The sequence below is a fragment of the Caballeronia sp. BCC1704 genome (assembly GCF_902833455.1).
Taxonomy (GTDB): Bacteria; Pseudomonadota; Gammaproteobacteria; order Burkholderiales; family Burkholderiaceae; genus Caballeronia.
Genome location: NZ_CADFFT010000006.1, coordinates 63,062 through 89,882, shown reverse-complemented (window position 1 = coordinate 89,882; position 26,821 = coordinate 63,062). Strand labels below are relative to the sequence as shown.

Here is a 26,821-nt window from a genome sequence, read left to right as displayed (position 1 = left end):
CCGGGAGATAGCTCGACTACGCCCGGTCTCTTACTCCACTCTCGACATGGCAGGGCTGGCTGTATGTGGCGTTCGTCATCGATGTATTCGCCCGCCGCATCGTCGGCTGGCGGGTCAGTTCCTCGATGACTACGGACTTCGTTCTTGACGCACTTGAACAGGCGCTGTACGCACGCCAACCAGGCGAGGACGGGACCCTGATACATCATTCAGATAGGGGGTCCCAATATGTCAGCATTCGGTACAGCGAACGGTTAGCCGAAGCGGGTATCGAGCCGTCCGTCGGCAGCCGTGGCGACAGCTACGATAACGCGCTGGCTGAAACGATCAACGGCCTGTACAAGACAGAGCTGATTCATCGGCGCGCCCCGTGGAAGACACGCGAATCTGTCGAACTCGCAACCCTGGAATGGGTCGCCTGGTACAACAACTGTCGGCTGATGGAACCACTCGGCTATACCCCTCCCGCTGAGGCTGAGGCACACTACTACAGGCAACTCCGAAGTGCCGCTGACATGCCGGCATTAACTTAACCCAACCGGCCTCCACAATTCCCGGTGCGGTTCACGATCGCCTTGTCCGCGCTCCGTGGAGGGACGTTGAGGGCATACCTGGACGCTAGCATCCCAAGGCAGCGATCGAGGTAATCAGCGTGGTGTCGCGGGCTTTCGGAGTGTTTCTGGCTGTGCACACACAAATACGGCGCCTATCGCAACAACCAAGTTTTTTAGGAAAAGCGTCTTCCCGCCCTCTTTGCATCTAATTGCTCAATTTTCATATCTTAGATTGTCTAAGAAACAGCTAAGAACCTTCTTAAAACCTTCTAGCACCTGTCCAAGCGACCACGTTTTCCTAATACATTCAGTTGCTTACGCCGGTCGAGCGGTGGCTATTTGACTACAGTGGGTGTGTATCCGACTAGTTAGGGTAAGCATTTGACTTGTATCGGTGCGCATCTGACTTAGAACGGTGAGCATTTGACTATTGCTCTGTGGATAATGCGCTTGTCATCCGTTGTGCAGGCAAAACTGGCACTTTTTTGTATTTTTTACGTTACAGACCGCTGCAGCTTCGGGCGAAAAGCTGGTTCGTCGCTCCGTTGGTGACTATTTGACTTAACTCCGGGCTGCTGGGTATCTTGTTCCGAGTCAAATGGTCACCGTTGATTGAAGCGCTGGTGATCATTTGACTAAGTCGAGTTGCGGTTGCGTTAGCCTTGGGTCAACGGACCCCCGTCGCTCGCTACCCTATCGGGGTTGGCAATAAGCGTTTGACTGCGGACCACCCTTACCTTGTCTGTTTCGTCCAATTGCCAAGACGAAAGGAACCCTACTTCCGTCAAACGGTCCAGTGCGGCTTTGATCGCGCGGCGGAAAAATTTGACCTCAGCCATACGAGATCCACATAGCTTGTGTATTGTCTCGACCTTCATCGGATACGGATGTTGATTGGTCGAGTAGAAGGCATGCAGCCACTTCTCCAAAGGAGAAAGCTTGGTCCTAATTTGCCAGTCGATACGTGTGTAATCCCCAGGTTTGAGCTGTGCTGCGACCTCGCTGTTTATCTGCACCTTCCAAAAGGTCACTTCGTCAAAACCGCCCTCTTGCGCACCGGCGTATTTCAGCAGGAGTGGTCCGCCGTAGACCACGGGAGCGCTGCTTTTCGTGCGGGAGCGAGTTACTTCCAGCGCGCACGCCGTTAATCGACGTATGGTTTCCCGCAGTTCTACGAGGCTGCGAGAGTTTTGAGTCCAGCCCAGCATCTTTATAAGAGAACGGGCCTCGAACTCGACCCACTCCTGTCGATTGTCAACAGTGGCACCGCGAGACAAATGGAGGATCTGCAAGTAAACGTCATAGTCGCGCTGACGCAGTTCCTCTCCCGTGTACGTGATCTTGATGTGTTCTAGCGCACAGATCGGCTTCGCCTTGAGATCCATACGTGCATCCCTTTGCCCGCAGGTGAAGAGCGCGGACCGAACCAGGTCGTGCAGCACGGGCCGATGGTCTTCCGACCATAGCGGAATCTGGACACGAGTCGGTGGCCGTGGCGACTGTTGATTTGAACTCCTCCTCCCGGCAAGGGATTTCTCTAGCCTTGCGACGATCTCGAGAGCTGTCTCCTTGACCGCTATCTTCTCGGTCGTATCTGGGGATTCAAGAAATTCGGAGGAAATCAGACTCGGCGTTTTCTTTGTCATTTGCTTTGTTCCTCGGCGTCGATCAGGTATTCTATTGCCGATTACTTTTTTCGAGTATAACAACAATTTCTAATCGGACGGACAATGATTGATCCTTTGCGCCCTGAATACACGATCGATGACATTGAGGATCAGGCCAATCGCGTAGCGGACGTTGTAGAGCGTGTTCGAAACAGCATTTTTTCGCCGGATTACATCAAAAAGCCCCCTACTTTTTCCGTCGCCCAACTTGCTGCTCTTTGTCGCATCGATCGCAGCGCCCTCATGAGACGGGTCGCGAAGGGAGATCTTCCTGCCGGCAAGGAAATAAACAAATCCCGTCGCGATTTCACGTTGGCCGAGGCGCGGCGCTGGGCACGTGCTTACGGGCGGTCCTATACGCGAGGACCAGATGACCGGGCGGTGGTCGTAACGACCGGAAACAGCAAAGGCGGTGTAAGTAAAACGACTACGACAATGTGTATGGCACAAGGGCTGTCGCTTCTTGGGTACCGGGTGTTGTGCATAGATCTGGACCCGCAGGGGTCGCTTACGAGCCTATGCGGTTACCTGCCAGATACTCAAGTCCAAGAGGAAGACACTATTTTGCCGTTATGCGCTGGGGATGAGCTGTCGCTCCAGTATGCAGTCAAGCCGACCTACTGGGATGGTCTGGACGTCGTCGCTTGTAGCCCAGTCGCCTTCGCAGCGGAGTTTCATATCCCAAGTCGACAGTCAAAGCGCGAGCCCAATTTTCGGTTCTATGACGTGCTGAACAAAGGATTGCAGGACCTTCGATCGGAGTATGACGTCATTCTAATTGACACCTCGCCAACGCTTTCCTACTTGTCTTTGAACGCCTTCTTCGCTGCTGACGGGCTGATCATGCCGATACCACCTCGCGGCATGGACTTCGCCAGTTCGAGCCAGTTCTGGACTCTCTTTTCGGGTTTAGCTTCTTCGATTGCCGAGCAAGCGGGTGCTGGAAAGACGTGGAAATTTATTGACGTGCTGCTTTGCATGACCGAGGGGCAGGGAAATGTGAACGAAAGCGTGGTAAGGGAATGGGTAAAAGTGGCGTACGGGGACAAGCTAATGACAGGCGAAATTCCGAAGACAGTTGTATCGAGCTCGTCCGGGACGAAGTTTTCTACGGTCTATGACATAACCAAGTACACGGGTAGTGCCAAGACATATCAGACGGCGCGAGTTGCCTATGACGCAGCCGTCGACCAAGTAGAGGCTCAAATCAGGCGTGTCTGGGTTAATTGAGGAGTTAGCTGATGACAAGTAAGAAAGAGGAGGCGGCCCGACTCGCCGCTGCGGCGTTGGATCCGGCACTTATGCCACGTTTGGATCGTAGAACGCCGCGAATCGCAATGAACAGAGTCACGGATTTCACAGGAGAACTCGAAAAGGTCGAAAGGGACCTGAGCGAGGCGCAAAGGAGACTTGCGCTTCACGATGGTGCGCTCCCGACACGGAAACTCACAGCAGATTCGATCAAAGCGTCGAAGTTTGCAAATCGAATCGAGGGTTCGTTTGAAGGACCTTCATTCGAAACATTCAAGCAAGAGATCTTGAGCGCGGGTGGAAACGTACAGCCAATCAAGGTGAGACGAATCGGCCCGAACTACGAAGTTGTGTTTGGACACAGACGACATCGAGCGTGCTTGGAACTTGGACTACCGGTCCTGGCAATGATTCAGGAGGACATGTCCGACAAGGACCTGTTCGAAGAGATGAGCAGGGAAAACGAACAGCGAAAAGACCTGTCGGCGTATGAACTCGCCATGCATTACAGACGAGGGATTGATCTCAAGCTCTACCGAAACTGGTCGGAGATCGCAGCCGTACTGGGGAAAACCAAAAGTTTGATGAGTCGGTACAGTGCACTCGCTGAACTGCCTGATGCCGTTGTTAATGCGTTCCGGTCGCCAAGCGATATTCAGCCGAAGTGGGCTGAAAAGTTACGGCAGGTCATTGATGCTGATTCGGCCGCGGTTATAAGTGCAGCGAAAGCAATCGCAGGCAAGTCTCTTCCGCCGAAGGCAATTTACGAGGCCCTTATCAATCGTAGCGCCCAGAAGTTCACCCGGGTGAACTTTTCGTTCGGCACTTGGAACGAGACAGACAAGAAGGTAACTATCGACATTGATAAGACAACCCTAAGTCCGGAAAAGTTGGAATCGCTTCGGGCTTTCTTGGCATCACTACAGGCTGAGAGTTCACCCGGGTGAACTAGTCGCCGCGAGACTCGCAGCAAAAACGCTCTCTCGTGCGCATGTATCCAGCAGGCACCAAGGATATGTTAGCGCGCTGGTCGATGGGCGGACTGCTCCACTCTTTGATCTCGTTTCCTCGGCCGGCAATTGGTCGCTGAGATGATCGCCGGCGGGCCGGCGGCGACTATCGCTCGATGCCGGCAGCAACGTCCCTGTTGCTCGCTTCATCGTCTACGACGGGCACCCATCCCGCTAATTGACGATATGTCGGCTGCTTCCGAGAGCATTGCAGGAGCGATTGCGCAATGAAGCAAGTCCCATCTCGGCTAGACTTCCCGATGGCGAGAACCCACCTGATAACAAAATCGTTCGGGGAATTGCCAGGTCACATCGGGCGCGTACAGGCGTCCCTGCGTTGCGCCGGCGGCCGCCAACGGCAGGCAGCGAACGCTTAAGGGCGGTTGAGGATCAAAATACGGCGGTAACCAGGTTTTGGCTTCGCGGCTGCCAAATAAGCTTAGCTTGGCAGGACCGTCGGTTACGGGCGTCCGCCCCGCTTCGCAGGCATTTCTGTGAGTCTCAACAATCCGTGTCGCCGCGCCCCGTAGTGTCCGTCGCGGACAACGTCGTCCGGCGGTCCTCCTGCCCATGGATGAGCGCCTCGCCGCGCCGATGTCCCGATCGCCAAGCCAGCATGCGTTGTTCAGGGGTTCAGCGGCTAGGCGTCGCTTTTCTGCCTGGGCGGCTCAGCAGAGCTTCGCGGCGCGACGTCAATTCGCGTCGGAAGCACGCCCGAGCCGTCGATCGCAGCGGCATTGACCGCCCCGGCGACGCCCATCGCGCACTTTGTCGAAGGCGCCGTTGGCGTCGATGTAATGGTCCGCCAAGCGTCCGTCGGGACGGAGAACCGTAGGTGCGGCGGCATTGGGTTTCATGACTGCGCTGCGTTGCCACGGGTCCGTTCGATCTTCGGGCAGTGTCTGGAACAGCATGGGGGCCGACGGCACCCGCCGGCGGACTACGCGGCGAAACTTGGCCACCGACGTCCGGCTCGTCAAGCCCTTATAAGCAATGAAGCGGGAATCTAGAAGGCATGGGTCCGCTGCATTGAGACGGAAGCAGCGGGTTGATCGTCGATGATCGACCCGCTCGGATCTTTGTCGCCTTCGTCTCGAGCGCTCGATTGTTCGACAATCAACTGGCGGTGTGCGGCCATCGTCTGAAGGTCTCGCGTAGTTACCCAACAAAAATCTGGCCCCGCAGCGCATCGTGTCCTTCGCACGCGAGCGTCCCGAGGCGGTTCTCCTGCGCGCGGACCAGCGCACCAGCTGAGCCAACGTGTCCATCCGCAATGGTCAGCATGCGGTGCAGATGGGCCAGCGTCAGCGGCTGGACGCCACTTCGAGTGAGCGGCTCGCCCCTGTCCAGCGGCTCGACGTCGATGCGCATCGGACGCACCCCAAGCCCTCCAGCACGGCCCTCCGATCCTCCCGGCGCCGCACAGTCACGGCGATCTCAAGGCCGCTGTAGGCGTCGACATGGTGGCCGAGCCGTCCGCCGCTGGACGTCATTTGCAGTGTCGAGTTCACGTTTCATGGGCGTCTTCCGCCACAGTCGAAGTTGTCCTGCCTCTGGCTGTACTAAGACCGGCATGGGGCAGGGCTGAGGGCTCCGCCGGTCGCGTTGCGTCGGACAGCTTCCGGATCGAGACAGTCTGATCAAGCCCGATAACAAGCGGGTATCAGGCTAGACCAGCGCGTGCGCACTGGTCAGGCTCGTTTGCCCCGTGATCTCCGGGGGAACCACCGGGTTGCCTTGCACGAGGCTCACGATCAAGATAGGCACCCGTATCCGCCAGATTGCGAGCGCCGTCTTTAACTCTCTCTTGGGTCCAACACAAATGGCAACCGGTACGGTCAAGTGGTTCAACGATGCAAAGGGTTTCGGCTTCATCACGCCGGACGGCGGCGGCGACGATCTGTTCGCGCACTTCTCAGAAGTCCGCGCCGAAGGCTTTAAAACACTCGCCGAAGGCCAGAAGGTGACGTACGACGAGGTGGTGGCCCTGGCGATCAAGCGGTCGTCTGGGCGTCCCGAGTGGCGGGGCGGGGCAGAGAAGCGATCATTGAAGGCGCCAAATGCGTCAAGTACGCGGCCTTGCCTTGTCTGCTAATTATTATTAGCAGTGAACGGTTTAATGGCTAAAATGGCGGGTGGCCCCCGTTACGTCTCGTTCTTGCAGGGCATGGGTATCATTTGGACTATAATGAAGGTTCAACTGATCCTAAGGAGGCCGCCATGCTGCTGGTGTCGCCCGAACAGATTGCCGCGGTGATGGCGTTGCCGTCGATCCCCCATTCGGTCGCCGAACTCGACGCGCAGGTGCGCGACGGGCTGCCGAAGTCCGCGCTGAAACAAGGCGTCGAACATGCGACGCGCAGCGCCGAGGAACGGCGCGCGCTGCTCGCGCGCATCGTGCCGGAAGCGACGTTCAAACGTCGGCGCGATAAGCTGAGTCCCGACGAGTCGGAAAAAACCGAGCGCCTGGCTCGCATCGTCGCCACCGCGCGCTACGTGTGGGACGACGAGGCGGACACGCGCGAGTTCCTGAACACCGCGCACCCGCTGCTTGAAGGGCGGACCCCGGTCGACGTGGCGCTCACCGAACTCGGCGCGCGGCGCGTCGAGGAGTTGCTGTGGAAGCTGTTTTATGGGCTGCCGGCATGACGATGGACCGCGTGACTCTCTATATAGGGGTGGTTGAGCATGAGCTTGGGGTATCGGGCTGATGCGGATTTTTCGGATTGCGGACCGGCGTCACCCGGTCTGGAGTGGCACCGGCGCGATGCTGGTCGGCGGGCGCTTCAATAGTCCCGGGCGGCCGGTGATCTATGGCGCGCTGAATTTTGCGGGGGCGATGCTCGAGGTGTTAGTGCACGCGCGGATCGGCAAGGTGCCGAAGCACCACGTGTGGGTTGAAGCCGAGGTGCCAGAGGACCTAGCAGTGGAGCGGGTCAGCGTCGAGGACCTGCCAGCCGGTTGGGATTCGCCCGACCCGCAGGCCGCGCGGCGCTTCGGCGACCGGTGGATCGACGAGGCGCGCTCGGCCATCTTGATTGTGCCGTCGGTGGTGGCAAGGGCGGAATGCAATGCCGTGGTCAATCCCGCGCATCCGGAGGCCGGACGGCTGGTTGTATCGGCGCCGCAGCCGGTCGTGTGGGATCAACGGCTATTCGTGAGCGGACCTGGCGCATCACCTGAATAAGCTCACCGTCGTTTGTTTTAGAGGCTCTTCGAACGAGCCGCACGTGGGAAGCATTGGCTTCCGTTGATGGAGCAACGAGCGCACCGCCATGGCCAATCAACCGCAACAGCTGACCCTGCCGCCGCCGCGCACCTATACGCGCACCGACTTCACGGCGCTGCGCGCGTTCGTGCAGCGCCTGCCCGCAGCCACCATCGCGCGCCTTTACTACGATCCCGAGCACGCGCCGCATGCGGCGAGCGCCGACGCGATGGAGCGGTATCTGCGCACGATGCGCGATGACCTCGTCCAGCTCGCGCTCCTGCACGGCTCGTCGGTGCTGGCCGATCACCTGAAGGCGTCCATTCGGCAGCACGGCAGCGCGAAGCTCACCACGATGACCTTGCGCATGGTCGAGCAGGCGTCGACGCTCGCGGCCGCCGTGCCGCTCCCCACGCATCCGGTGCACCTGTGGTTCCGGCCGCTGATCGCACAACGGCTAAACGGGGAGGGCATCGGCACGCTCGGCGCGCTGATTGAGCACTGCAATGCCCGCGGCGGCAGCTGGTGGCGCTCGGTGCCACGCATCGGCGCGCTGCGCGCCCGCACGATCGTTGCTTGGCTGCGGCGGCATGAAGCGACGCTCGGCGCCAAGGTCGCGGCCGACGTTGACACGGCCTCCCTAGTGCCGGCAAGCGCGAGCGCCGGGAAGGGCGACGATCGCGTGATTGTGGTCGGCGGTGATCCGAACACACCACGCCTGGCGCCATTCGAGCAGCTGGCGGTGCCGGCCGAGTTATCGGGGGCGACCGGTTTCAATCGGGCGACGAGTTTCGCGTTCATCCGGGCCGAGCACGATCTGGCGGCGGTGCACGCGTACCTGCATCGCTATCGGGATCGGCCAACGACCTTGCGGGCTTATACCCGCGAGCTGGAGCGGCTGATCTTGTGGAGCGTGGTGGTCCGAAAGAAGGCACTGTCGTCGCTCACGGTCGAGGACTGCGAGGCGTACAAGGAATTTCTAAGGGCGCCGCTGCCGTCGTTCACCGGACCCAAGCGCCCGCGCACCAGTGGGCGGTGGCGCCCATTTGCGCCGGGAGGCCTCTCGGCCGACAGTCAGGCCTATGCGGTGCGGGTGCTGCGCGCGGCGTTTGCGTGGCTGGTCGAGGTGCGCTATCTCGCCGGCAATCCGTGGACTGCGGTCCACGAGCCGGCAACCGTGACACGGGAACTATCGGTGCAGGTGCACCGGGCGCTGCCGGCGAAACTCTGGGCGCAGGTGCGCCAGGCCCTGGACGCACGATGCGAGGGACGGCAGGCGGGCGAGCTGGATGCCGCTCCCCATGCCGGTCCCGCTGATACCGATGCCGATGCGGAGGCGCGGCAGTGGCGCGCGGCGCGGGCGGCGATCTTGCTCATGGGCGATTCCGGGCTGCGGCGGGCTGAAGCCGCATTGGCGCGGCGCGAAGGCTTGCGGATCGCCGAGGTGCCCGAGGATCGGCGTGCGTTGCGGCCTACCGTGTCAGGTACGGCGGTGCAAGGAACTTCGGGAACGACGACTCCGGCTGAGCCAGTTAGCAGGACCGAGCCTCGCCGTAGCGCGTCAGCCGTCTGGACGCTGAGCATCGTGGGCAAGCGCCGCAAACAACGCACCGTCCCGGTGAGCGGCGCGACCATCGCCGCGCTGCGCGCCCATTGGCAGGACAGGGGGCGCGACTTTGATGCGCCGCAAGCGCAGGGACCGCTGGTCGCGCCGCAGTGGATTCCGGCCACGCGTGCGGCACTTGAGCGGCACGACGAGGCCGCGGACGATGCGCCCTATACCGTCGATGCGTTGGGACGGCTCGTACGCATGGCTGTGCAACGGCTGGCTAAGGAAAGCGCAGCGCTGGCCGAGTTCAGCACCGATGACCTGGTGCAGCTGGCGAACACGTCGGCACATGCTTTTAGGCATACGTTCGGCACGCGCGCCGTCGCGCGCGAGATGCCGACGGATGTCGTGCAGGCGATTCTTGGTCATGCGTCGTTGCAGACGACCTCTATTTATGTACGCGCGGAACGTCGGCGCATGCTGGAGGCCGCGGCACGCTACTACGCAACTGACGAGGAATAGCAATGATCTTCGAGCGGCCGGCACTTCAAGGTGGGCCACTCAACCCTAACACGGGAGCGCGGAACGAAGCAGGCAGGGACGACTATCCAAGGATGCATGTAGCTGATCGCATTCTTCTTCGAATCAGCCATCGTAGACCCCGCCCATTCGGCGCCGAGATCATGCAGGGCTTAAGTGCACGCGCAAAGCTGCCTGTGCCGACACTTCCTTTATTCCTTGTCTCCGGTGGTAATCTCTCTGCGCAGAACGCGGATTCGGAAATATGATCTGACGCTTGGTCGAATTCCGCGTTGGCGCACTCTTTCAGGCCGGATGGCTGGCTGGCCTGCCATATCGACTAGACGCTGCACAACGAACGCTCGGGAGTGTACGCTCGCGCATTGCGGCCCGCGTCACGCCATGATGCGCGCGAATACCATGCACGCTCTGCGCTTGACTTAACGCCGTCGTGTCGCCCGTCGCATTACTGTCCAATTAGTCCTTCCGGTCAAGCACATAGCGCATGCGTCGCGGCGTAATCTACACGGTTATCCACGTAAGCTGTGGAAAACCTCGCGGTCGTATGGCGACGGCTCCGTCACAGAACGCCTCGTCGGATTGGGTCTCCCGCTTGCATCGTTCGCCCGCGAGAACTTCTAGTGTCTGAACATCGCTGTTTTGATGTTCGCCTTGCTCGGCGAGTTGCGCGCCGTAGTCAGAACGTCGCGCCCAAAACGGATCGGGTATGAGAAGCCGTTCGACTTCGGCGGCCCGCACGGGTTCGCCCTTTTGGCCAACGACTGCCGTTCGGCGAGAACCGCCCGACACGGCTACCATGCATCGCAGCCGACACCCGCCAAGGTAGGCGGCGATTCACGCTCACGTCGAAAACGAAGGATCGCTCGAGCAGTCTAGTCTAGACGGTTGGTCCTAGATAGCCAGGCGCGACTACGCGGCGCTGACGGCGTCCAGCTATATTGACCATGCTTGACGCGCAGATCGGCAATGCGCGCGCGCATTGCAACGGCTGAACGTTGAGCTTGCGACGATCCGCTCGCCGATAGACGGCTAGATTGACAACACCAAGCACGGCCCCGTTGGCGTGCTGCGAGGTTCGCAGTAGCTCTCAGCTACGCTTCGGGCAGCGGTGTCACCCGGCGTCTCCGCGCTCTGCCATCCTTACTGAGCGGGCGCTCTGCCGCGCATAAAAGCTCCCTGTGAGCTACGGAAACGGTCCGTTTTTGCAGTCACTGGCTGGTGGCGCTCTCAACGCCTTTGCGAGAAGCGCGGCTCCGAGAAGTCGGTTTACGCGAGGGCTTCGCCGATTGTTCCTCCGTTATCGCTCCCTGCACTGCCTGCTTATCGTCCTGTTTGTCGGGCTTCTCGAATGGTGATTCCTTTGCTGCGGTCTTCTTAGCGCGGCGCTGCCGCGACGCTTTCTCGTTCTTCGGTTCGTTCAGTGGTTCAGACTTCTTGCTTTCAACGACTACCTCCTTCTCTGGCCCATTCGCCGGCGCCGCTTTCTGCGTTTCCTTGGGCCTTCCGGTTTCGGTCGTGTTGTGTTCTCTGGGGCCGGCAGGTGCAGCCGTTTGTCCCGCGTCTTTCGCACTTGTGGCATACGAGCGAGAAACGAAGGCGCCGTTTTTGTCGTCCCGTCCCACGATGAAGAAGCCACGCAGTTGGGCCTCCTCGAGCAGGTTACCGAACGCCCTAAACCCGTACTGCGTTTCGCTAAAGCCAGGCTTGCGTCGCTTGATCGCACTTTTGAGCACGGAGGCCCAGATCTTGCCGCTTTCGCCACGTTCAGACGAGAGCGCCTCGAAGGTTTCAACGGCGATGGCGATCGCGTGCGACTTACGCGCCTCGATTTCCTCTTTCGGCTGACGATCTTCTTCTGACATACGTTTGGCTTCACGCGCTTCTTGCTTCGCGCTTGCGCGTTGTTGTTCGCTGACCAGATCATCATAGAAGATGAATTCGTCGCAGTTTGCTACGAGCAAGTCGGACGTGGACTGCTTAACGCCGATGCCGATCACCTTCCTTGCGTTTTCTCGTAACTTGGAAACCAGCGGCGAAAAGTCGGAGTCCCCACTAATGATTACGAAAGTATCGACATGTGACTTTGTGTAGCAAAGGTCGAGCGCATCGACGACAAGACGGATATCGGCCGAATTCTTACCTGACTGGCGCACATGCGGAATTTCGATCAATTCGAAACTGGCTTCATGCATCGACGCTTTGAAACCCTTGTAACGGTCCCAGTCGCAATAGGCTTTCTTGACGACAATGCTTCCCTTCAACAGTAGACGCTCGAGAACCGGTCTGATATCGAACCTCTCGTACTTCGCATCCCGTACACCTATTGCAACGTTCTCGAAATCGCAAAACAACGCCATGTTGACGCTTTCCTGAGGTCCGGCCATACGATTCTCCTGTTGATGCCGTGCATTCAATGAACGCATGATAGCGCGCCGTCAATCTGCAAATCGCGACTCAGTGGACTGTCCGCCGAAGATATTGTGACCGTTTGGGGACTGCGGGCTGCAAACATTCAGAAGCAACCTTGGCTGCGGAGGAGTCAGTGCGCGCGTGCGCATCGAAGGTCGCGCGGCTCCCCGGGACGGATGCGTTGCTTGCGGCGCTCACCAAGAATCGTCCAAGGTCCGGACGCTGGGTCGTGACGGGGATGGGCCTTGCAACAAATCAGATAACGATTATTGCCGCGCCGAGTTTGCCGGTCGATGCGCCGGTCGTCGATGCCCCGCGCCCGATGAAGTTGCTGCCGCTGTCCACATCTGCGTCGAGCGGAAGGATCCACGGCGGCGCAATCAAGGGCCCGCTCGCCGCAGCGGCGTCAAAGGAGCGCCGCCGGTGCCCAGGTCAGCGGCATGATGCCCGCTCGGAGAGAGCGGGCGACACGGACAGAACGGGCAAAAAGCCGAGGATCCTTACACGGTTGACGCGTTGGGCCCGATCGCTTGGATGGCGATGCAGCGGCTGAGCGCCCATACGGCGACATTGGCCGAACTCAGCACGGAGCATATGCTCACAGCTTGCCAACACCTCGGCCGATGCGTTCCAACATACTTCTGGGACGCGCACCGTCGCGCGCGCTGCCGACCTTCATAGTTCAAACGATTCTCGGTCATGCGTCGTTGCCAACGACCTCGCTCTATCCGAAGTCTAGTGCAGCAAATCTCTAACGACGCCTCCGACTGGATCGGAGACGAGCCAAAGGAGTTCTAGTCGCCCCACACGTGTGTGCAATTTCGCCAGTTGGCTCAGAAATTGCTCAGCGCGCGTAGTGCATCTAAGAGAAAGGAAACAGACATGGTCCCCGTTCCATCTCCGGGAGGCAGTGAGGCGACTCGACAGCTAGCGTCATACCTCCCTCTAGTCCCGATCGCACTCGCAGCAATCATTCTCGCCTTTGTTGGACTTGGCCGCTTGCGACGCAGGCTTCGGACCAATGCGGAACATGCCGCAGCGTTGGCGGTGCTGCGCGCGCCCGACAGATACCGCGAAGCGCTCTGCACATGCCGTTCACAAATCATTGAGTCTGGGGAAACTCCGCCAGGCTTTGGAGGGGCCATGGACGCTATGATTGCGCTTGACGCAGCAATCCGTGACGTGCTGCCAGCTACCGTTGCTCGGTACAGATCTGCGAGCGTCCTAACGGGGTCTTTGCTACAGCAAATCGAAGCGGATGTGTTCGAGCAGTTAACGTTCACCGGTCAGCATAGCAAGCGGGCTCTTGACCTTGTCCGCGCGACTCCCCCGTCGGACCACCGACAGAATGACGGCCCTGCCATTGAACGGTGCGGCAATGGGTCGATCGTACAGCAGGCGATCGAACAAGCGTGGCGTCTCGCCGAGGATGAGAAAGGATGGGCGCTCCCGTTCATCGAACGAAGTTCATCCGATAGCGCGGCGAACGCAACGCACAGTGCGCGTCACGCGTAGCGAGTCCATTGGTGAACCGAGAGAGCGAAGCATTTTTGAGCGCTAAGCGGTGCATGCCGTTGATGCGCTGAGATAAGCGTTTTCCCGTTACCGGCTGCCCTACACCGAGACCACCGATAGGGCATGCAGTTCACGGTGAGTGCATTCACCGAGGCCGTGGGGAGCCGGGGCGTCCGTCGATCGATGGCCGGCTAGGGTGCCTGGCGCGACAACCCGGTTCGTCGAGTGCGTGCGGCGCAGCATCAAGTGGGATGAAGTCTACCTGCGCGCTTACGAATCGGTCAGCCGTGCACGACGCTCAATCGAAGACTATATCGATCCGTACAAAACGAGACGGCCTGATTCGAGCTGGCGGACCGTACGCCGTAGACCGGTTATGTTGCAACGCTGCCTGTGACTAGAACAGCAGCGTGACTACTCACCATCCATCTAGTAATCAAGAAGTGTCCGAACCAGCGAGGCCACCTCTCACCTCTTCCCGCGCAATGCACGGCCGACTTACCTCACTAACTTGTAACGGTCGCCCCGACCTCAACTCGTATCGTCGGGTTGCGCCCCTTCTGACGCATTGGCCTTACCACGGCGACACGCCCAGTCATGCCGATGCGCGTGTCAAAACACGGGGGGAGATTGCCGGCTAATAGATTCCAATCCGAGCAGCCGATCCCGCCGCGCTTTCCCGAGCGTTAGGGTCGCCTGTTCATGAGGGCCGGGAGAATCTCAGGCCACCGACGCCTGAGCTACCGTGCACCAGTCTAATGCTAACAACGTCTGTCCTAGCTGCGGAGAGCCGTTCCGCTCGGCCGGGCGGTCGGCGCGTACCGCACTTCGCCGTATGGCTCTATCGGCATGAATTGCCGCTATCTAGCATCGAGCAGAAGGTGTAAAACGATAGAGGAGATCCAGGGCCGAGGGAATGCAGAGAATAGACGAGGCTCGCGGGTCACCAAAGCGTGCCGAATGCCGCTCAGTTCACAGCTAGAAGGCGATGCCGGGATCGAGCGAAGGGGTACGGAGCCTGAAGCATTCCGGACCGCCGTAGCATCGCGCGCATTGCGCACGCGAACGGCACGATTCCTCAGGGAGAAAGGCATGGGCTACATAACGGATCGAGAGGAAGCTGTACGAATTCGGATAGCGGCGGCAAGAAAGCGCGCCGAAGAATGGCGCAACGGGGGCGGAATGCAACGCACGGCCAGCGCCAGCCTATTCAGAGAGGTGGCCGAGCTTGACCGTATCCATAGGGCCTCGAAGGCTCTGGTGCCGGAGTATCGGGAGCGTTTCATTCAATGCGCAGCCTGCCGAAATGCGTTCCACGACGAGCGCAGCTTCCTGTCGCATTGGCGGTACGGTCTGAGTGGTGCTATCGAGTGCCTAACGACGCCGTATCTACTCGACGTCCTCGGTTTCGAAACTGATGAATATTGCTACCCCAATGAGCACTGGCCGGAACGGGTTTATCGTGAACCAATCCGTGATTGAATCGGCCTGCGTGAGTCGAGGGGGCCACCGCCGCGCACATATCGCAGATTCCACCGTATCGTCCTTTTCGGTCGCTGTTGCTCCAGCGCATCCAATCAAAGGGTAGGGCGGCCTTATGGCGTAGAACGACGGACGAGCTCTTCTAGGGCTCTCCAGTGGTCCAGCTCATGCCCGAGCAGCCCGAGCAGATTCGAGGCTCTTAGCAAGTCGTCGAAGGACATGGACCGGTTCCCAATCAACAGGTGAAGCGTTGCAATCTTCGCTTCTAGCCGGGCTATTTGTTCCCTGATGGCTTGCAAGGGCTGTGCTGAATGACTGTCCATTTGGACACTTTAGCTGACTTGGGTGGGTAGCGCGAATCGGGCGGGAAGGGTAGCGTTAGCTTATTCGCCGTGTCTTGCTCGGTTCGAACCAGAACGTTACGGGACACAGGGCGGAACATTTGCGGCACGGCTCGGAGCAACTCGAAGAATTTCGTTCCGTACAACTCAGATCGAGAGGTGCTCATGCATAGACGCGTTCAACGCCCGTATCAGACCGATGCGTTGCGCCACCTCGACAAGGCAGTGCATCGATTGATTGTGGCCACTACGCCGATGGAGAAAGCCGAGGCTGGCAGGTGGGCACGGCTATGGGCGCGGGCAGCAGGCGCGCCCTTCGATGGGCCGCAGCAGGGCATCCATCGGAGACACCGTGCGAATAGGTGGTACGACTACCGTATCGCACTGCGGCGGTGAGGTTAAACACCGTCACGAGGGAGGGCGGGATTAGCGGCTAGAGCGACAAAGGCGGCCCGTATATGAGCGGCTTGAAACAAAACATGCCATCGAAGGTAATGTTCTGGAGAGGCGGCTGTTCAACGGCCATACCGCAGGGACCCTGAGGGCGGATTGAAGCGGCCTAGTCCACCTCGATATGGTCCGGGTACGTGCCCGTTTCCCGCGCGACTTGCTCTACGGCCTGCGGGCTATCTCATGCCGCTGTCCCGCCAAGCTCCTTCTCGACGACAAACAGACGGCCCGCCCCTTGGCCACAGAGAATGAACGCCATCTAACGTAGTAACGCAGCCAACCGGTCCCGTCACCGTTCCCGATCGAGGCACGGTATCTCAAGTTGAGGACGCCTTATGTTTCGAATCATCGAGTACCGTGGGTTCAAGATCCACGTCACCCTGGCGCCCGCGTCGGAGGATTTTTACGACGTGAGCTTCCAGATTTTCGGAGGCAGCAATCTGAGCGTAGTTGGCGCGTCCGGCCATCGCGTGTCACTTCGCAACGGCCCGTTCACGCAGCGCTGGTCGTATCTCATTGCCGAGTGTGCCGGACAGGCGGCAATCGACCTTCTCATTGGTCCGCCAGACGACGAAACTCGAACGCTTGCTACCTGAGTAGCTTTTCGTCGCCAGTCGCCTCAAATATGAGCTTCAATCGCTGTATGGGCCGACCCGCGGTCGATTTGCGCCGGAGTTTCCAGATGGACGAAGACGTGGTCAAACTCGACGTGAGCGCATATGGCAACGGGTGGTTTGTGCACTGCGGCGCCGACGATGTGCCCGTCGTCCGCCACGTTCCGAACATCGCTGTAGGCGGAAAGCCGATCGATGCATGGGTCGTGGATTTCCTGGCATCGGCGCACTCGACCCCGCAGGGAGAGGCGCTTCTCGCATCAATCGCTAACCTCGCCGGCCAAGCAGTCGGAGAATAACCTAGAGCGCAACGCACCCAGCCAACAATCGGACTGAGCAAGGATTGCGCGGCGCAAGACGCATGGGATCAGGGGCGGCAAGGAGAAAATCGATAAGACGCGCGATGAGCTGAACGTGTCAACCACCGAGTCGGGCAAGAATCGATCGCGCGAACCCAACACCGAATGGTCGAATTCCTCGAGGAAGACCTTGACGAACAGAATGACTGATGGAACATGCTCCGAACGCGGCCTACGAGCCCAACCGTATAAGATTGCCATCCGTGAGCCTCGGGGCAACGCCTGACCGCATTAATGCGTTGATCGGGCGAGTACGGCAGGAGGCGTCGCTGGTGTCGCCCTTCTAGCCATATCCATCTAACCCGGCTGTCCAGTATGGCTCATGCGTAACGGCCGCGGCATGCGGAGCAAAGCCCGCTAGGCCGACGTCGTTCGTCTCAAACGTTTCGTAGTCGTCGAGCAACGGGGAACCATCCATCCCGGGCATGTTGATGTCGAGTAAGGCGATACCGGATCGCGCTCGATCTACGCGCATCGCCCAATGACTTGGAACAGAGATCACGCTTGACGCGCCAGTCCTGCCAAACGTCGCCCTCGTTGACGTGTTCATGGTCTAGGCGCTCGACGTTGACTTACTTATTTTCATTGCTTCGCTCTCATTCACCGCCGAGGCCGACGGTGGACCGAAGCGCCCGCTGGGCTCACGCGTGGGTCGCCTCGGGAGGTGATTTCGCATTTCTTCAAGCAAGTGCGCGATGTCTCGAAGACCAAGGTGCGTAATTTGTTTCGCTGTCAAGTTCATCAACTTCCCTCGAGCGTGCATAGGGATTCATTAGCTGCCGCCGATCGCAGAGTCGATCGAAGGTGCGGATTGGCCCGATGCATCGTCCGTGCGAGCCCCGCGCTCACCGCCTCCGCGCCGCAGACGACGGTTTTGCTCTGAGTCGCCTGCAACGATTAAGCAACGGGTCCGAGGTTGTGTCGCTGAAGCGGTCCAGGACCGCGGCTTGTATTCCACCCGCGATGGGATCGAGTAGCCGAGTCGCTGATGCCATAAATTGGGGCACAGGGCAGGCTCGCCGCTTGCGTGACTGTTGTTAGTTGCGGCGGTTGCTAGAGACCGCCCGCCTATGAGGAGCAATAGATGAGTAAAGCGCAGGACGCAAAGAAGACGCAAAAGAAGGCGGCGACGAAGACGCCCAAGGAAAAGAAAGCGGCAAAAAAGCTGAAAAAGGAAGCGTCCAAGCGGCAGTGAAGATCCCTGGTTTTGGTAGACAGGCGGATCAACTGGAAGGCGACCAATCGCCCGTCTTTCGAGCTCCGGCGTCGCCGCCTGCTTCGTCTTCAACCTGCACGGCACGCTGAGTGCGCACTCGATCGCAGTAGGGAAACGTCAAGGAATTTATTCGCTCCTTTTTTCCTGGCGCATAACACGTTCAGCAGTTTAGCTTGGACTTCAGACAGGCATTGCACAACAGCGTCGTTTGTGTTCCCGCTCATATAGTCTCTCGTTATCGATTGCACCGCTAGAGGAGCGCCTCGGTGTTGCTTCTTGCGCGCAGCGGGGCGCGCTTTTCCGGACGTGCAACTCATATAGCGCGTATAGTGGTCCCACATGCCGCTCAAGGTGTGCAACGGGAGTGAGCATGGAAAACCAATCGTGTGTGCCCTATCGCGGGTTCACCATCGACGTGCGCGTCGTTGCTAGCAAATCGCCGTCGCTTGACGGCCACCAGGCCCGGTACGCTGTCTCTTGGACGATTGGTTCCTTCGACTCGGGCGCGACGCCGGTCGTTAGCCTGCCCGAGCAGCTGAACTTCCTTACGCCCGACGACGGATTCAAATATGCGGAACGCCAAGCGAAGCGGTTTATCGACGGGTGCGCCGACGATGGGAGTGCTGCTGCAGCGCCGGCCTGAATATCTCTCCGAACCTCGCGATGTCGCCGCTGCTGGGACACGAATGTTCCAGTTCAACGTCGTCGTGCGACGCTGGTAGACTGCCGGTCGACGTTCGCTCGTCGAACCACCTTCGCAAGCCAACGGTCGCGAAATCCGTTACGACGGCCGCTGTCGCTTCGGGATCTTTGAATGCCCGACGGCGCGGCTATGACGTCGTCGGTCCCTCAATGTGAAGCATCAGTAAGTTGATTTCGCTCACGCTGTCCTCTTTATCGGTCATTCGACGCTGAATTGACTGCAGCCGTTCCGATCTCGTGTCAGGGCTCCGAAAGAGCGCACAATGAATGTCTCTCTGTGTTCGTCTACCGCTGGGCCTTGCCATGGCGCGCTTGATAAAGGTCGGAAATCATGAGTACCACGTCGTGGTACATCCGCTGAATGCTGGCGGCTTCGCCTTCACTGTTGTTGATATAGACCTGACAGGTCCCAGAATCACCGAGGCCCGCCACGACAGCGCAGTCAAATTTCCAACCGAAAAAGACGCTTACGATCGCGGTTCAGCCTACGCACGTCGGCGCGCTAGGCTGTTTAGACGTTGACTTCTCGCGGGACCGGTGCGGGGCAACGAATGGAACCTCACAGGTAAAAGCTGATGCTGTGTGCATCACTAGGCTAGGGCGTTCCTTCATGAATGCACCACCTCAACTACCTGTGCTGCGCTTGGACGGAGATCTTCAATCAGCGAATCGTCAACAGATCTTTCGAATCCAAGTGACACACCAATGCTTGGCCGACATTGTTGGTTCGGACGGCTCGGTAGCAAGCGACAACAAAGCGTTGCACGTCAATCACGAAAGAATTTTCCATCGCGACCGCGGAAGGTGGGGTTAAGCAGCGTCGAGATAGGGTCAAGTCTGGTGTATGAGCGGTTGATGAACAGCGACGTCAGGCGGCGAGTTTCGTCCGACCCCGTTGATCGTCTCGCACCGGTTCGCCGTCCTTGAAGGCAATGCCTCCCAGCAACAGCGTGATCTGTTCGGGGCCGTTGATGCGCCGCCATGTTTGCTCGACTTCCTCGATCAGCTTGAATGCCAGACCCAGGAAGGTTGGTCCCGACACGCAGTTGCGTGTGCGCGTAGTACGGTGGCGCACGGTCGCGAACGTCGACTCGATCGCGTTTGTCGTTCGCAAATGCTGCCAGTGGCAGGCAGGGAGTCATAGAAAGCAAGCAGGCTTTCGCGATCCTTCTTCAACGTCTCAGTAGCCTTCGGATACTTTGCCGGATGGACCCTCACGAATCGATCGAAGGCAGCATGCGTGTCGGCGCACGTCGCGGTCATCCATATCGCTTGCCGAACTGCTTGAACTTTGCCTTGCTGTGACTTCGGCAGCGCGTTCAGGACGTTGCCCGTCTTTTAAAACCAACAGCTGGCCTCGCGCCGCCGGGAAACACTTCCTCCAGTGCGGCCCACGCGCCCATTGCTCCGTCGCCGACTGCGAGCAACGGACCGGCCTGCAGGCCAACGCGATTTCAAATCGAGCAGCAACTCCTGCCACGACGCCTTCGACTCGCGATACCCATCGCCGATCGTCACGCGCTCCTTGCGCCCATCCGGCTACACGCCGATGACCACCAGCAGGCATTGCCCGTCTGGATCTTCGAAGCGAAGAAGGCAATCCGACACTTCGATGCCTAACCGGTCATGTCGACACCAGGTTATTCCCTTGACCACAGCTAGTGCCTGCGGGGACTCCGAGCGCTTCGGCGTAGACCGTATTAAATCCGTCAGATGCTCGGCCGGCCGCCAGTTCACACACCCTATATTGGCGACCAAGCCGCCACGCAGGCGGTCCATTAAGCCAGAATAGATTGGCCTGTTCGACGGCGCTCATAGGATCGTGCCCCGATTGGATAAAGTCTGGATCGGTCTGCGCAACCCTCGTAAGCGTCGGCCTTTCCTGCGCCGGCAACCACCCATGCCGGCGCGTTTTTTTGCGCACGGGCCAAAGGGCGAATTGGACTGCCCCAACCAGGTGGCGTGCTCGTGGTGGTGGTTCGGCGGCGATGTCAGCCTCATCGCTAGCTGCCTTCCTTGGCCTGAATGGACATTCGTCTAACGCGCGACGGGCAGGGCCTAAGGTGCTTATGGATTAGAAGTCCGTACCTGCGCTCAGAGTTCTACAAGCGCGTTGATCAGCTCAGCCACGCGCGCGCGAAGCGGCGCTTCAAGCTCACGTTTGGTCAAGTCTTGGACCGCCTAGCGGCAGCTCATTAAGCTGGCCTAAATCGGCGCTGGGCGGGCGCTGTCGAGAAGGGGATAACCGGGAGTTTGACTTACGTATTGCTGGAACGCCTTCTCTGCGTCTATCTTCGCGCTAGACGTCGATTGGCCCGTCGCTGCCCCTCGCAAGGACGGGTTTTCTCTTGTCCTTGCCGCATTCTGATGACTAAGAAGCTGTTGCGAAATCGCCCATAGGGGTCTGTTAACTTTTTCCACTCGGTGTTAACTTACTGTCTTGTTTTGTCCGACAGGAAGCGATGCCTAAAGGACTCATAGACGACGAACTGTGGTCGCTCATTGAACCGTTGCTGCCCAAGCGGGCGCCCCGCAATCGCCGATATGAAGGGCGCAAGCCGACGCCGGACCGTGCCGTGCTTACTGGCATCGTGTTTGTGCTGCGCTCGGGCATCGCCTGGAACTTGCTGCCGCAAGAGATGGGCTGTGGCTCGGGCACCGCATGCTGGCGAAGGCTAGTTGCATGGCAAGAGGCGGGAGTTTGGCAACGCATCCACGAGACAATGCTGCGAACTGCTGTCCGGCATGATCGCACACGACCTGCGTAATCCGTTGGGTGCGATCGTGATGTCCGCTCAATATCTGCTACGCAGCGAGGCGCTGTGCGGCCCTGAAGCAATCGCTGCTGGCCGTATCCCCAGCAGTGCCAGCACGATGGAGAAGATGGTGAGGGACCTGCTGGACTTTACGCAGGTGCGAATGGGCGGACAGTTGAGGATCGAGCCGATCCCCATGTCGGTTCGCGACGTATGCGAGGACGCCGTCGGCGAACTTCGGGCGTTTCACCCGGACCGCAGATCGAACTTAAGGTCGACCGCTCGCTCGACGGTTATTGGGACCGTGCGCGCGTGCGGCAAGTGGTCTCGAATCTGGTCGCCAACGCCAACGCCAACGCCAATGTACATGGCGCTGGCGATGCGTCGGTCACGGTCACCGCAGCCGGAACCGATCAGTGGGTTCGAATCGACGTGCATAAGATCGGTGAGCCGATCCCTGCGGAAAAGCACGGTGAAATTTTTGATCCGCTTAGGCGTCTGCGCAAAAGCGGCGAGCGCGGAAGCATAAGCAGAGTCGGCATTGGAGTCGGCCTGTTCATCCTCAACAAAGTGGCCGAACCGCACCGCACCTGCGCAGCAGGAGGTGGATTAATGCCCACAAAGCCGCGCGCGAGCATTTTGTTACATTTTTATTAGGTACCGCTGTTCTTCAACCGATGCCGCACCGCCGGCCCTCAACGGAACCGGAGGAGCGGCGACTGCTTCACCTCGTGATGGCGCTCCGAAATCTCCCCTCTTACCCGCGGTTACCCACGCTGACGGTGCATCTTTTGCTATCGCAGCATAAAGACTCGGAAGGGGAACAAATGAAAGCGACAATTACCTCGCACCAGCCAGCGCCTGCGGATTCTATGGCCGAGATTCATCGCTTCGAATTTGAGCTCGACGATGGCACCGGGGCGGCGGTGAACGAAAGGATCTCGCTGCGCACTGCTCGAGTCATCGTAGAGAACTTGCCGGACGGCAACGCGTTCATCAAAATGCTGCGCACAATCGTATCGACCAAAACCGACGAGTACGACCGGCTGAACAACAGTGTCTACTTCGACGACCACCCGCCCGGTGGGGATGGTGTGGACGGCAGCTGGCCCCGCCGCTCGACCCTAAGCGATAGGTCGAAATGATTGACGATTGAGTGGCGTGCGCCACACGAGGTTACCCAATAATCCGTTCGAAATATTTACTTGTTGCGCTTTCGTCTACGTGTACATATTGCCGCGCGTGTTCTAGTATGTAGGAAACACTAGGACCTGAGGGAGCCGGCCATGGAAGCCGAATATGAAGTCCTCTACAAAGGATGCACTTTGTCACCCATCGCCATTGATGACGGCGACTTCTACTCGGCGATGGTCGTTATCGGTATGCCCAGCGGCGACAGACGGGCGAGTGGTACGCTGGGTCAATTCCCATGTGCGTTATCGGCTAGGCAGTTTGCGCTTGCCTACGGGATGGCGGATGTTGACCATCGGGAACCACCGATCCCGGACTGGCCGGTCCAGATAACGCTGCGTAGCACCCAGCACCGCCTCCGGGCGTAGTGCTCGAGGCGTGGCGAGCGCTCACGGCCGCATAGTCCGTTCTCCCATCGGCGAGTTGCGTGGCGTCCACGACCCATGCTGCGGCCAGAAGCTTTCACTCGGTATAACGCATCGTCTGCAAGGGCTAAAAGGCGGGCGCCGGGCCCAGCCGGGCGTAGGAACGTGCATGCGAGGCGGATCGAGACAGTCACGGGTGCACAGCTTCTTCGATGGCGACTGGATGCCTAGCCCTTCGACTGCCGCCCTCTGCGATGCGGCGATGCGCATTGCCGCGGCCGAATCACAGGCGAGCAGGACGACGACGAACTCTTCGCCGCAGTAGCGCGTCCCGCGGAACCGGATCTGGCGGCCGTCGGTAGCCGCTTGAAGATGGCGGTCAGGCTCAAGGCGGGACTCATCAACGATCTGATGGACTTTCCCCCGCCCGGCTCTGCGGAGGCGTCGCAACCAACATTGCACCGACGCCCGACTCAAAGCAGCGCTACGCGCGGTCGTGGACGACCTCGCGCCAATTCGCAGCGTAGTCGAGTTTTCCGTAGACATCGCGGGAACGGTCGGGTGCGACTGTGCGCGCATCCAGCAGCTCCTGTCAAACCTCTTGGACAACGGGCTTAGCGCACGTGCCAAGGGTTCCGGTCACTGTCAATCGACACTTGGCTGACGGATGGCTCGAACTCACACTTCGAAACAGCGGCGCAGCGATTTCCGACGACGCAAGCGAAATATTCAAACTTTACTATCGGCCCGCGAATAGCGCTGCTGGTGCCGGTCTGGGGCATGGCCTCTTCATTTGCAAGCAGATTGTGATCGCTCATCGCGGCATCGTTGAGGTCGTCTCCGCAGACACAGATGCGGACGGCACAAGCTTAACCATTCGCACCCCTCAGAGGCCCTCAGTCAGCGACGCGGCATGACGGTTGCGAAATACAGGTAAAGCATCTTTATTGGTGACCATGACGCGTGTTCTGCTCGTAGACGACGATAGGGATCTGTTGCAAGCCCTAGGCGCCCTGTTCCAGCTTCACGGCTTTGAGGTGGTCTATGCGACTGACGGGGTGACTGCGCTCGCGCAGGCGCAAAGGACGTCGCCTGACCTCATCATCACCGACTGGGAGATGCCACGGCTCGATGGCATCAAGCTTTGCCGATCTCTACGGGCGCTAGGCCGATTCGCGAACGTCCCGCTCGTGCTGACTTCCGGAAAAGAGGCTCCGGAGGGAGCCCGAGTTTGGGACCTGTTTCTTCGCAAGCCCATCAATTTCCTACTACTTAGGCCCGTTATCCGGCGCGCCGTCGGCAGCGCCTAACGCTTGGCGTAGCTCGTCGACGTCAACTGGCTTGGTGAAGTGCACGTCGAACCCGGCGTCGAACGCCTTTGTCTTGTCTTCCTGCTGACCCCAGCCGGTCAGAGCGATAAGGGTCAGCCGAGCCCCGCACATCTTGCTTCGTATTCGCCGCGCGAGTTCATAGCCCGACATATCTGGTAAGCCGATGTCGAGCACTGCGGCGTCGAAGTAGCCATTGTCGAGCACCGTCAACGCCGCAGCGGCGTCGGAGGCGACGGAGACCGTATTGCCCTCCACTTCGAGCACTGCGGCCAAGCTCTCCGCCGCATCCCGGTTGTCGTCCACGACAAGGATTCGGCGCGGCACCGGCACCACTCCCGGTTCGACTGTTGAATGCTCTAACGTCTCCGACTCGCACATGGGCAGGCTGACGGTGAAGCGGCTACCCTTGCCAGGGCCCTCGCTATGCGCCTCAACCCTGCCGCCGTGAAGATCGACGAGCATCTTGACGAGCGCGAGCCCGACGCCGAGCCCATCGTCCGAGTATCCCTTCGGGCGCCCCAGCTGAACGAACATCCCGAACACCGACCCAATGTTCTCGGGCGAAATGCCGATACCAGAGTCGCGCACGGTAAAGACGGCCTCGTCACCGTCTCTGTAGCCCGCGAACACCAGGTCGCCACCGGGCGGCGTATATTTGACTGCGTTGTTGAGCAGGTTTTGCATGATCTGCAGCAGACGGGTCGGATCGGCATCGACGGTCAAGCTTGACGGGAGCTCGACGGTCAAACGATGCGAAGCGGCTTCGATCCGTGGACCGGATGCTTCGACGGCTGCACGCATCATGTCGGCGAGGTCCAGCGGACGCTTGCGAAGTTCGATCTTTCCCTCGTTGAACCGGGCGACGTCCAGCAAGTCATCCACCAAGTGAGAAAGCTGAGCCAATTGACGTTGTAGGACTTCTCGAGCCCACCGCAGGCGCTCAGCATCGACGACGTCGTCTTGCAGCAACGCAAGAACGTTAGACATTGGGGCGAGCGGATTGCGAAGCTCGTGCGCCAACGTCGCGAGAAACTGATCTTTTAGGTCGCTCGCCTTCTTCAGCTCGGACTCCGCCTGGCGCTTGGCTTCAAGGGCACGCTCGGCATTTGTTTTGGCCTGAAGGAGCTCGATTTCAAACTTGTGGCGGTCGTTCACCACCATGAAGGCGAATTGGTCAATGTCGCCGCCTTCGCTTTCGCTGCGGGATGCATTGACCAGCATTGGCAATCTCACTCCATCGCAGCGGACCAACTCTAGCTTTAGCTCGGCCACCGATCGTTGCAGCTGCAACAGCGGTCCCCAGTGCGTCTGCTGAAAGAGCCGCGCACCGATGGTCAGAAGGTCCGCTACCTTTCGTCGTCCGACGAGCTGGTCGCGCTCGTAGCCCAACCACCGGCAGAACGTGTCATTCGCATAGAGAATCGATCCGTCGGCCGACGCTGTCAGAAGACCACAGGGCGCCTGCATGAAAGCATCGCTGTCTGACGGACCGCTCATCGGCTAAAGGTTCCGCTCGCGCAGGAAGCCCACCATGGCATCGATGCTTGCGTCCGGTGAACTAAGATGCGGGCAGTGCCCGATGTTGCGCACGATCGACAGAGTACTTCCCTGTATCATTTCGTTCATGTATCTGCCGACTCCAACGGGGGCTAGAAAATCGTCATCCGACTGGACGATCAGCGTAGGGGTGCTTACTCGGGAAAGATCCGCACGATGGTCCGCTAGGAACGTGACCCTCGCGAAATGCTTAGCAATCTCGGGATCGGTTCTGCAGAAGCTGTTCGTTAGCTCGTCGCGCAGTTCGGGCTTATCAGGCGCACCCATGATCGCGGGCGCCATTGTGCTCGCCCAGCCAAGATAATTGTGCTCAAGCGTTTCTAGCAGGCCTTCGATGTCTTCGCGGGTGAACCCACCGACGTAGTCGCCGTCGTTGATGAATGACGGCGACGGACCGATCATCACGTTCGCCGAGAAGCGGTCCGGCCGCTCAATGGCGGCAAGCATGCCGATCGTAGCACTGACGGAGTGCCCGACAAAGATGGCCTCGGGGCAGTTGAGCTCGTCAAGTATCTCGATGACATCGGCGGCATGCCCCATCAGGGACGCATACCTATCACGGTCGTAGGCGCTTAGCGCCGACTTTCCGCTACCGACGAGATCAAACAGGATTGTCGTATAGCGTTGCGCAAGGATAGGGGCGAGGAATCGCCACATAGTTTGGTCGCAACCGAACCCATGGGCGAAGATCATTGCTGGGCCTCGACCTTCGATGCGGACGTTATTTCGTGTCAGGGGGTTCATTGAGCTGCTG

General features: G+C 59.3%; 18 protein-coding genes and 5 pseudogenes. 16 read left to right on the top strand and 7 right to left on the bottom strand.

Annotated features, from left to right (window positions below; genetic code table 11):
• Positions 1–38: 38 nt before the first annotated feature.
• Positions 39–533: pseudogene (locus tag HWX53_RS26150) on the top strand (IS3 family transposase); the annotation flags it as partial.
• A gap of 677 nt (positions 534–1,210) precedes the next feature.
• On the opposite strand, the gene trfA reads toward HWX53_RS26150, so the two are convergent.
• A complete protein-coding gene (trfA, locus tag HWX53_RS26145) occupies positions 1,211–2,200 on the bottom strand; it encodes a plasmid replication initiator TrfA (RefSeq protein ID WP_244140290.1) in 990 nt (329 codons plus the stop codon).
• Positions 2,201–2,284: 84 nt separating this feature from the next.
• Between trfA and HWX53_RS26140 the strand changes: the two genes are divergently transcribed.
• Both HWX53_RS26140 and HWX53_RS26135 read left to right on the top strand, forming a co-directional pair.
• On the top strand, positions 2,285–3,451 hold the full coding sequence (locus tag HWX53_RS26140; RefSeq protein WP_175946362.1) for an AAA family ATPase: 1,167 nt from the start codon (positions 2,285–2,287) through the stop codon (positions 3,449–3,451).
• 11 nt (positions 3,452–3,462) lie between these two features.
• Positions 3,463–4,419, top strand: a complete 957-nt coding sequence (locus HWX53_RS26135; protein ID WP_244140289.1) for a ParB/RepB/Spo0J family partition protein — start codon at positions 3,463–3,465, stop codon at positions 4,417–4,419.
• Positions 4,420–5,640: 1,221 nt separating this feature from the next.
• Here HWX53_RS26135 and HWX53_RS26130 read toward each other — a convergent pair.
• Complete coding sequence (locus HWX53_RS26130; RefSeq protein WP_175946361.1) at positions 5,641–5,853, bottom strand: hypothetical protein; 213 nt, start codon at positions 5,851–5,853, stop codon at positions 5,641–5,643.
• Positions 5,854–6,304: 451 nt separating this feature from the next.
• Between HWX53_RS26130 and HWX53_RS27860 the strand changes: the two are divergent.
• The 4 genes and pseudogenes from HWX53_RS27860 to HWX53_RS26110 form a co-directional block, all read left to right on the top strand.
• Positions 6,305–6,457 (top strand): annotated as a pseudogene (locus HWX53_RS27860) (cold-shock protein); the annotation flags it as partial.
• 245 nt (positions 6,458–6,702) lie between these two features.
• On the top strand, positions 6,703–7,131 hold the full coding sequence (locus HWX53_RS26120) for an antitoxin Xre/MbcA/ParS toxin-binding domain-containing protein (RefSeq protein ID WP_175946359.1): 429 nt from the start codon (positions 6,703–6,705) through the stop codon (positions 7,129–7,131).
• A 61-nt stretch (positions 7,132–7,192) separates the two neighbouring features.
• Positions 7,193–7,669 (top strand): RES domain-containing protein, encoded by a 477-nt coding sequence (locus tag HWX53_RS26115; protein WP_175946358.1) that lies wholly within the window; start codon positions 7,193–7,195, stop codon positions 7,667–7,669.
• 88 nt (positions 7,670–7,757) lie between these two features.
• Positions 7,758–9,761 (top strand): site-specific integrase, encoded by a 2,004-nt coding sequence (locus HWX53_RS26110; protein ID WP_175946356.1) that lies wholly within the window; start codon positions 7,758–7,760, stop codon positions 9,759–9,761.
• Positions 9,762–10,987: 1,226 nt separating this feature from the next.
• Here HWX53_RS26110 and HWX53_RS26105 read toward each other — a convergent pair.
• A complete protein-coding gene (locus HWX53_RS26105) occupies positions 10,988–12,163 on the bottom strand; it encodes an NYN domain-containing protein (RefSeq protein WP_175946354.1) in 1,176 nt (391 codons plus the stop codon).
• A gap of 1,720 nt (positions 12,164–13,883) precedes the next feature.
• Between HWX53_RS26105 and HWX53_RS27855 the strand changes: the two are divergent.
• From HWX53_RS27855 to HWX53_RS26085, 5 genes and pseudogenes are all read left to right on the top strand, one after another.
• A pseudogene (locus HWX53_RS27855) lies at positions 13,884–14,072 on the top strand (integrase core domain-containing protein); the annotation flags it as partial.
• A 723-nt stretch (positions 14,073–14,795) separates the two neighbouring features.
• Positions 14,796–15,185 (top strand): hypothetical protein, encoded by a 390-nt coding sequence (locus tag HWX53_RS26100; protein WP_175946352.1) that lies wholly within the window; start codon positions 14,796–14,798, stop codon positions 15,183–15,185.
• A gap of 1,126 nt (positions 15,186–16,311) precedes the next feature.
• On the top strand, positions 16,312–16,572 hold the full coding sequence (locus HWX53_RS26095; RefSeq protein WP_175946350.1) for a hypothetical protein: 261 nt from the start codon (positions 16,312–16,314) through the stop codon (positions 16,570–16,572).
• A gap of 86 nt (positions 16,573–16,658) precedes the next feature.
• Positions 16,659–16,889, top strand: coding sequence for a hypothetical protein (locus HWX53_RS26090; RefSeq protein WP_175946348.1), 231 nt, complete (start codon positions 16,659–16,661; stop codon positions 16,887–16,889).
• 1,646 nt (positions 16,890–18,535) lie between these two features.
• Complete coding sequence (locus HWX53_RS26085) at positions 18,536–18,808, top strand: hypothetical protein (protein ID WP_175946347.1); 273 nt, start codon at positions 18,536–18,538, stop codon at positions 18,806–18,808.
• Between the two features lie 927 nt (positions 18,809–19,735).
• Here the strand turns inward: HWX53_RS26085 and HWX53_RS26080 are convergent.
• A pseudogene (locus tag HWX53_RS26080) lies at positions 19,736–20,460 on the bottom strand (IS256 family transposase); the annotation flags it as partial.
• Between the two features lie 869 nt (positions 20,461–21,329).
• On the opposite strand from HWX53_RS26080, the pseudogene HWX53_RS26075 reads away from it, so the two are divergent.
• The 4 genes and pseudogenes from HWX53_RS26075 to HWX53_RS26060 all read left to right on the top strand — a co-directional run.
• Positions 21,330–21,596 (top strand): annotated as a pseudogene (locus HWX53_RS26075) (transposase); the annotation flags it as partial.
• Between the two features lie 240 nt (positions 21,597–21,836).
• The gene (locus tag HWX53_RS27850) at positions 21,837–22,280 is read left to right on the top strand and encodes an ATP-binding protein (RefSeq protein WP_279612512.1); all 444 of its coding nucleotides are present in this window, start codon (positions 21,837–21,839) and stop codon (positions 22,278–22,280) included.
• 170 nt (positions 22,281–22,450) lie between these two features.
• Positions 22,451–22,768: a hypothetical protein gene (locus tag HWX53_RS26065; protein ID WP_175946342.1), complete on the top strand. Its 318-nt coding sequence runs from the start codon at positions 22,451–22,453 to the stop codon at positions 22,766–22,768.
• A gap of 141 nt (positions 22,769–22,909) precedes the next feature.
• Positions 22,910–23,182: a hypothetical protein gene (locus tag HWX53_RS26060; protein WP_175946340.1), complete on the top strand. Its 273-nt coding sequence runs from the start codon at positions 22,910–22,912 to the stop codon at positions 23,180–23,182.
• 611 nt (positions 23,183–23,793) lie between these two features.
• Here the strand turns inward: HWX53_RS26060 and HWX53_RS27845 are convergent.
• The 3 genes from HWX53_RS27845 to HWX53_RS26040 all read right to left on the bottom strand — a co-directional run bounded on the left by HWX53_RS27845 (position 23,794) and on the right by HWX53_RS26040 (position 26,811).
• Positions 23,794–23,997: a hypothetical protein gene (locus HWX53_RS27845; RefSeq protein ID WP_244140287.1), complete on the bottom strand. Its 204-nt coding sequence runs from the start codon at positions 23,995–23,997 to the stop codon at positions 23,794–23,796.
• 450 nt (positions 23,998–24,447) lie between these two features.
• Positions 24,448–26,007, bottom strand: coding sequence for an ATP-binding protein (locus tag HWX53_RS26045; RefSeq protein WP_175946334.1), 1,560 nt, complete (start codon positions 26,005–26,007; stop codon positions 24,448–24,450).
• A gap of 3 nt (positions 26,008–26,010) precedes the next feature.
• Positions 26,011–26,811: an alpha/beta hydrolase gene (locus tag HWX53_RS26040; RefSeq protein ID WP_175946332.1), complete on the bottom strand. Its 801-nt coding sequence runs from the start codon at positions 26,809–26,811 to the stop codon at positions 26,011–26,013.
• Between the last annotated feature and the right edge of the window lie 10 nt (positions 26,812–26,821).

Bases quoted from the DNA above. Each gene is read 5' to 3' on its own strand.
- trfA (WP_244140290.1), bottom strand. From the start codon at position 2,200: ATGACAAAGAAAACGCCGAGTCTGATTTCCTCCGAATTTCTTGAATCC.
- HWX53_RS26140 (WP_175946362.1), top strand. From the start codon at position 2,285: ATGATTGATCCTTTGCGCCCTGAATACACGATCGATGACATTGAGGAT.
- HWX53_RS26135 (WP_244140289.1), top strand. From the start codon at position 3,463: ATGACAAGTAAGAAAGAGGAGGCGGCCCGACTCGCCGCTGCGGCGTTG.
- HWX53_RS26130 (WP_175946361.1), bottom strand. From the start codon at position 5,853: ATGCGCATCGACGTCGAGCCGCTGGACAGGGGCGAGCCGCTCACTCGA.
- HWX53_RS26120 (WP_175946359.1), top strand. From the start codon at position 6,703: ATGCTGCTGGTGTCGCCCGAACAGATTGCCGCGGTGATGGCGTTGCCG.
- HWX53_RS26115 (WP_175946358.1), top strand. From the start codon at position 7,193: ATGCGGATTTTTCGGATTGCGGACCGGCGTCACCCGGTCTGGAGTGGC.
- HWX53_RS26110 (WP_175946356.1), top strand. From the start codon at position 7,758: ATGGCCAATCAACCGCAACAGCTGACCCTGCCGCCGCCGCGCACCTAT.
- HWX53_RS26105 (WP_175946354.1), bottom strand. From the start codon at position 12,163: ATGGCCGGACCTCAGGAAAGCGTCAACATGGCGTTGTTTTGCGATTTC.
- HWX53_RS26100 (WP_175946352.1), top strand. From the start codon at position 14,796: ATGGGCTACATAACGGATCGAGAGGAAGCTGTACGAATTCGGATAGCG.
- HWX53_RS26095 (WP_175946350.1), top strand. From the start codon at position 16,312: ATGTTTCGAATCATCGAGTACCGTGGGTTCAAGATCCACGTCACCCTG.
- HWX53_RS26090 (WP_175946348.1), top strand. From the start codon at position 16,659: ATGGACGAAGACGTGGTCAAACTCGACGTGAGCGCATATGGCAACGGG.
- HWX53_RS26085 (WP_175946347.1), top strand. From the start codon at position 18,536: ATGGAAAACCAATCGTGTGTGCCCTATCGCGGGTTCACCATCGACGTG.
- HWX53_RS27850 (WP_279612512.1), top strand. From the start codon at position 21,837: ATGCGAGGACGCCGTCGGCGAACTTCGGGCGTTTCACCCGGACCGCAG.
- HWX53_RS26065 (WP_175946342.1), top strand. From the start codon at position 22,451: ATGAAAGCGACAATTACCTCGCACCAGCCAGCGCCTGCGGATTCTATG.
- HWX53_RS26060 (WP_175946340.1), top strand. From the start codon at position 22,910: ATGGAAGCCGAATATGAAGTCCTCTACAAAGGATGCACTTTGTCACCC.
- HWX53_RS27845 (WP_244140287.1), bottom strand. From the start codon at position 23,997: ATGAGCGATCACAATCTGCTTGCAAATGAAGAGGCCATGCCCCAGACC.
- HWX53_RS26045 (WP_175946334.1), bottom strand. From the start codon at position 26,007: ATGAGCGGTCCGTCAGACAGCGATGCTTTCATGCAGGCGCCCTGTGGT.
- HWX53_RS26040 (WP_175946332.1), bottom strand. From the start codon at position 26,811: ATGAACCCCCTGACACGAAATAACGTCCGCATCGAAGGTCGAGGCCCA.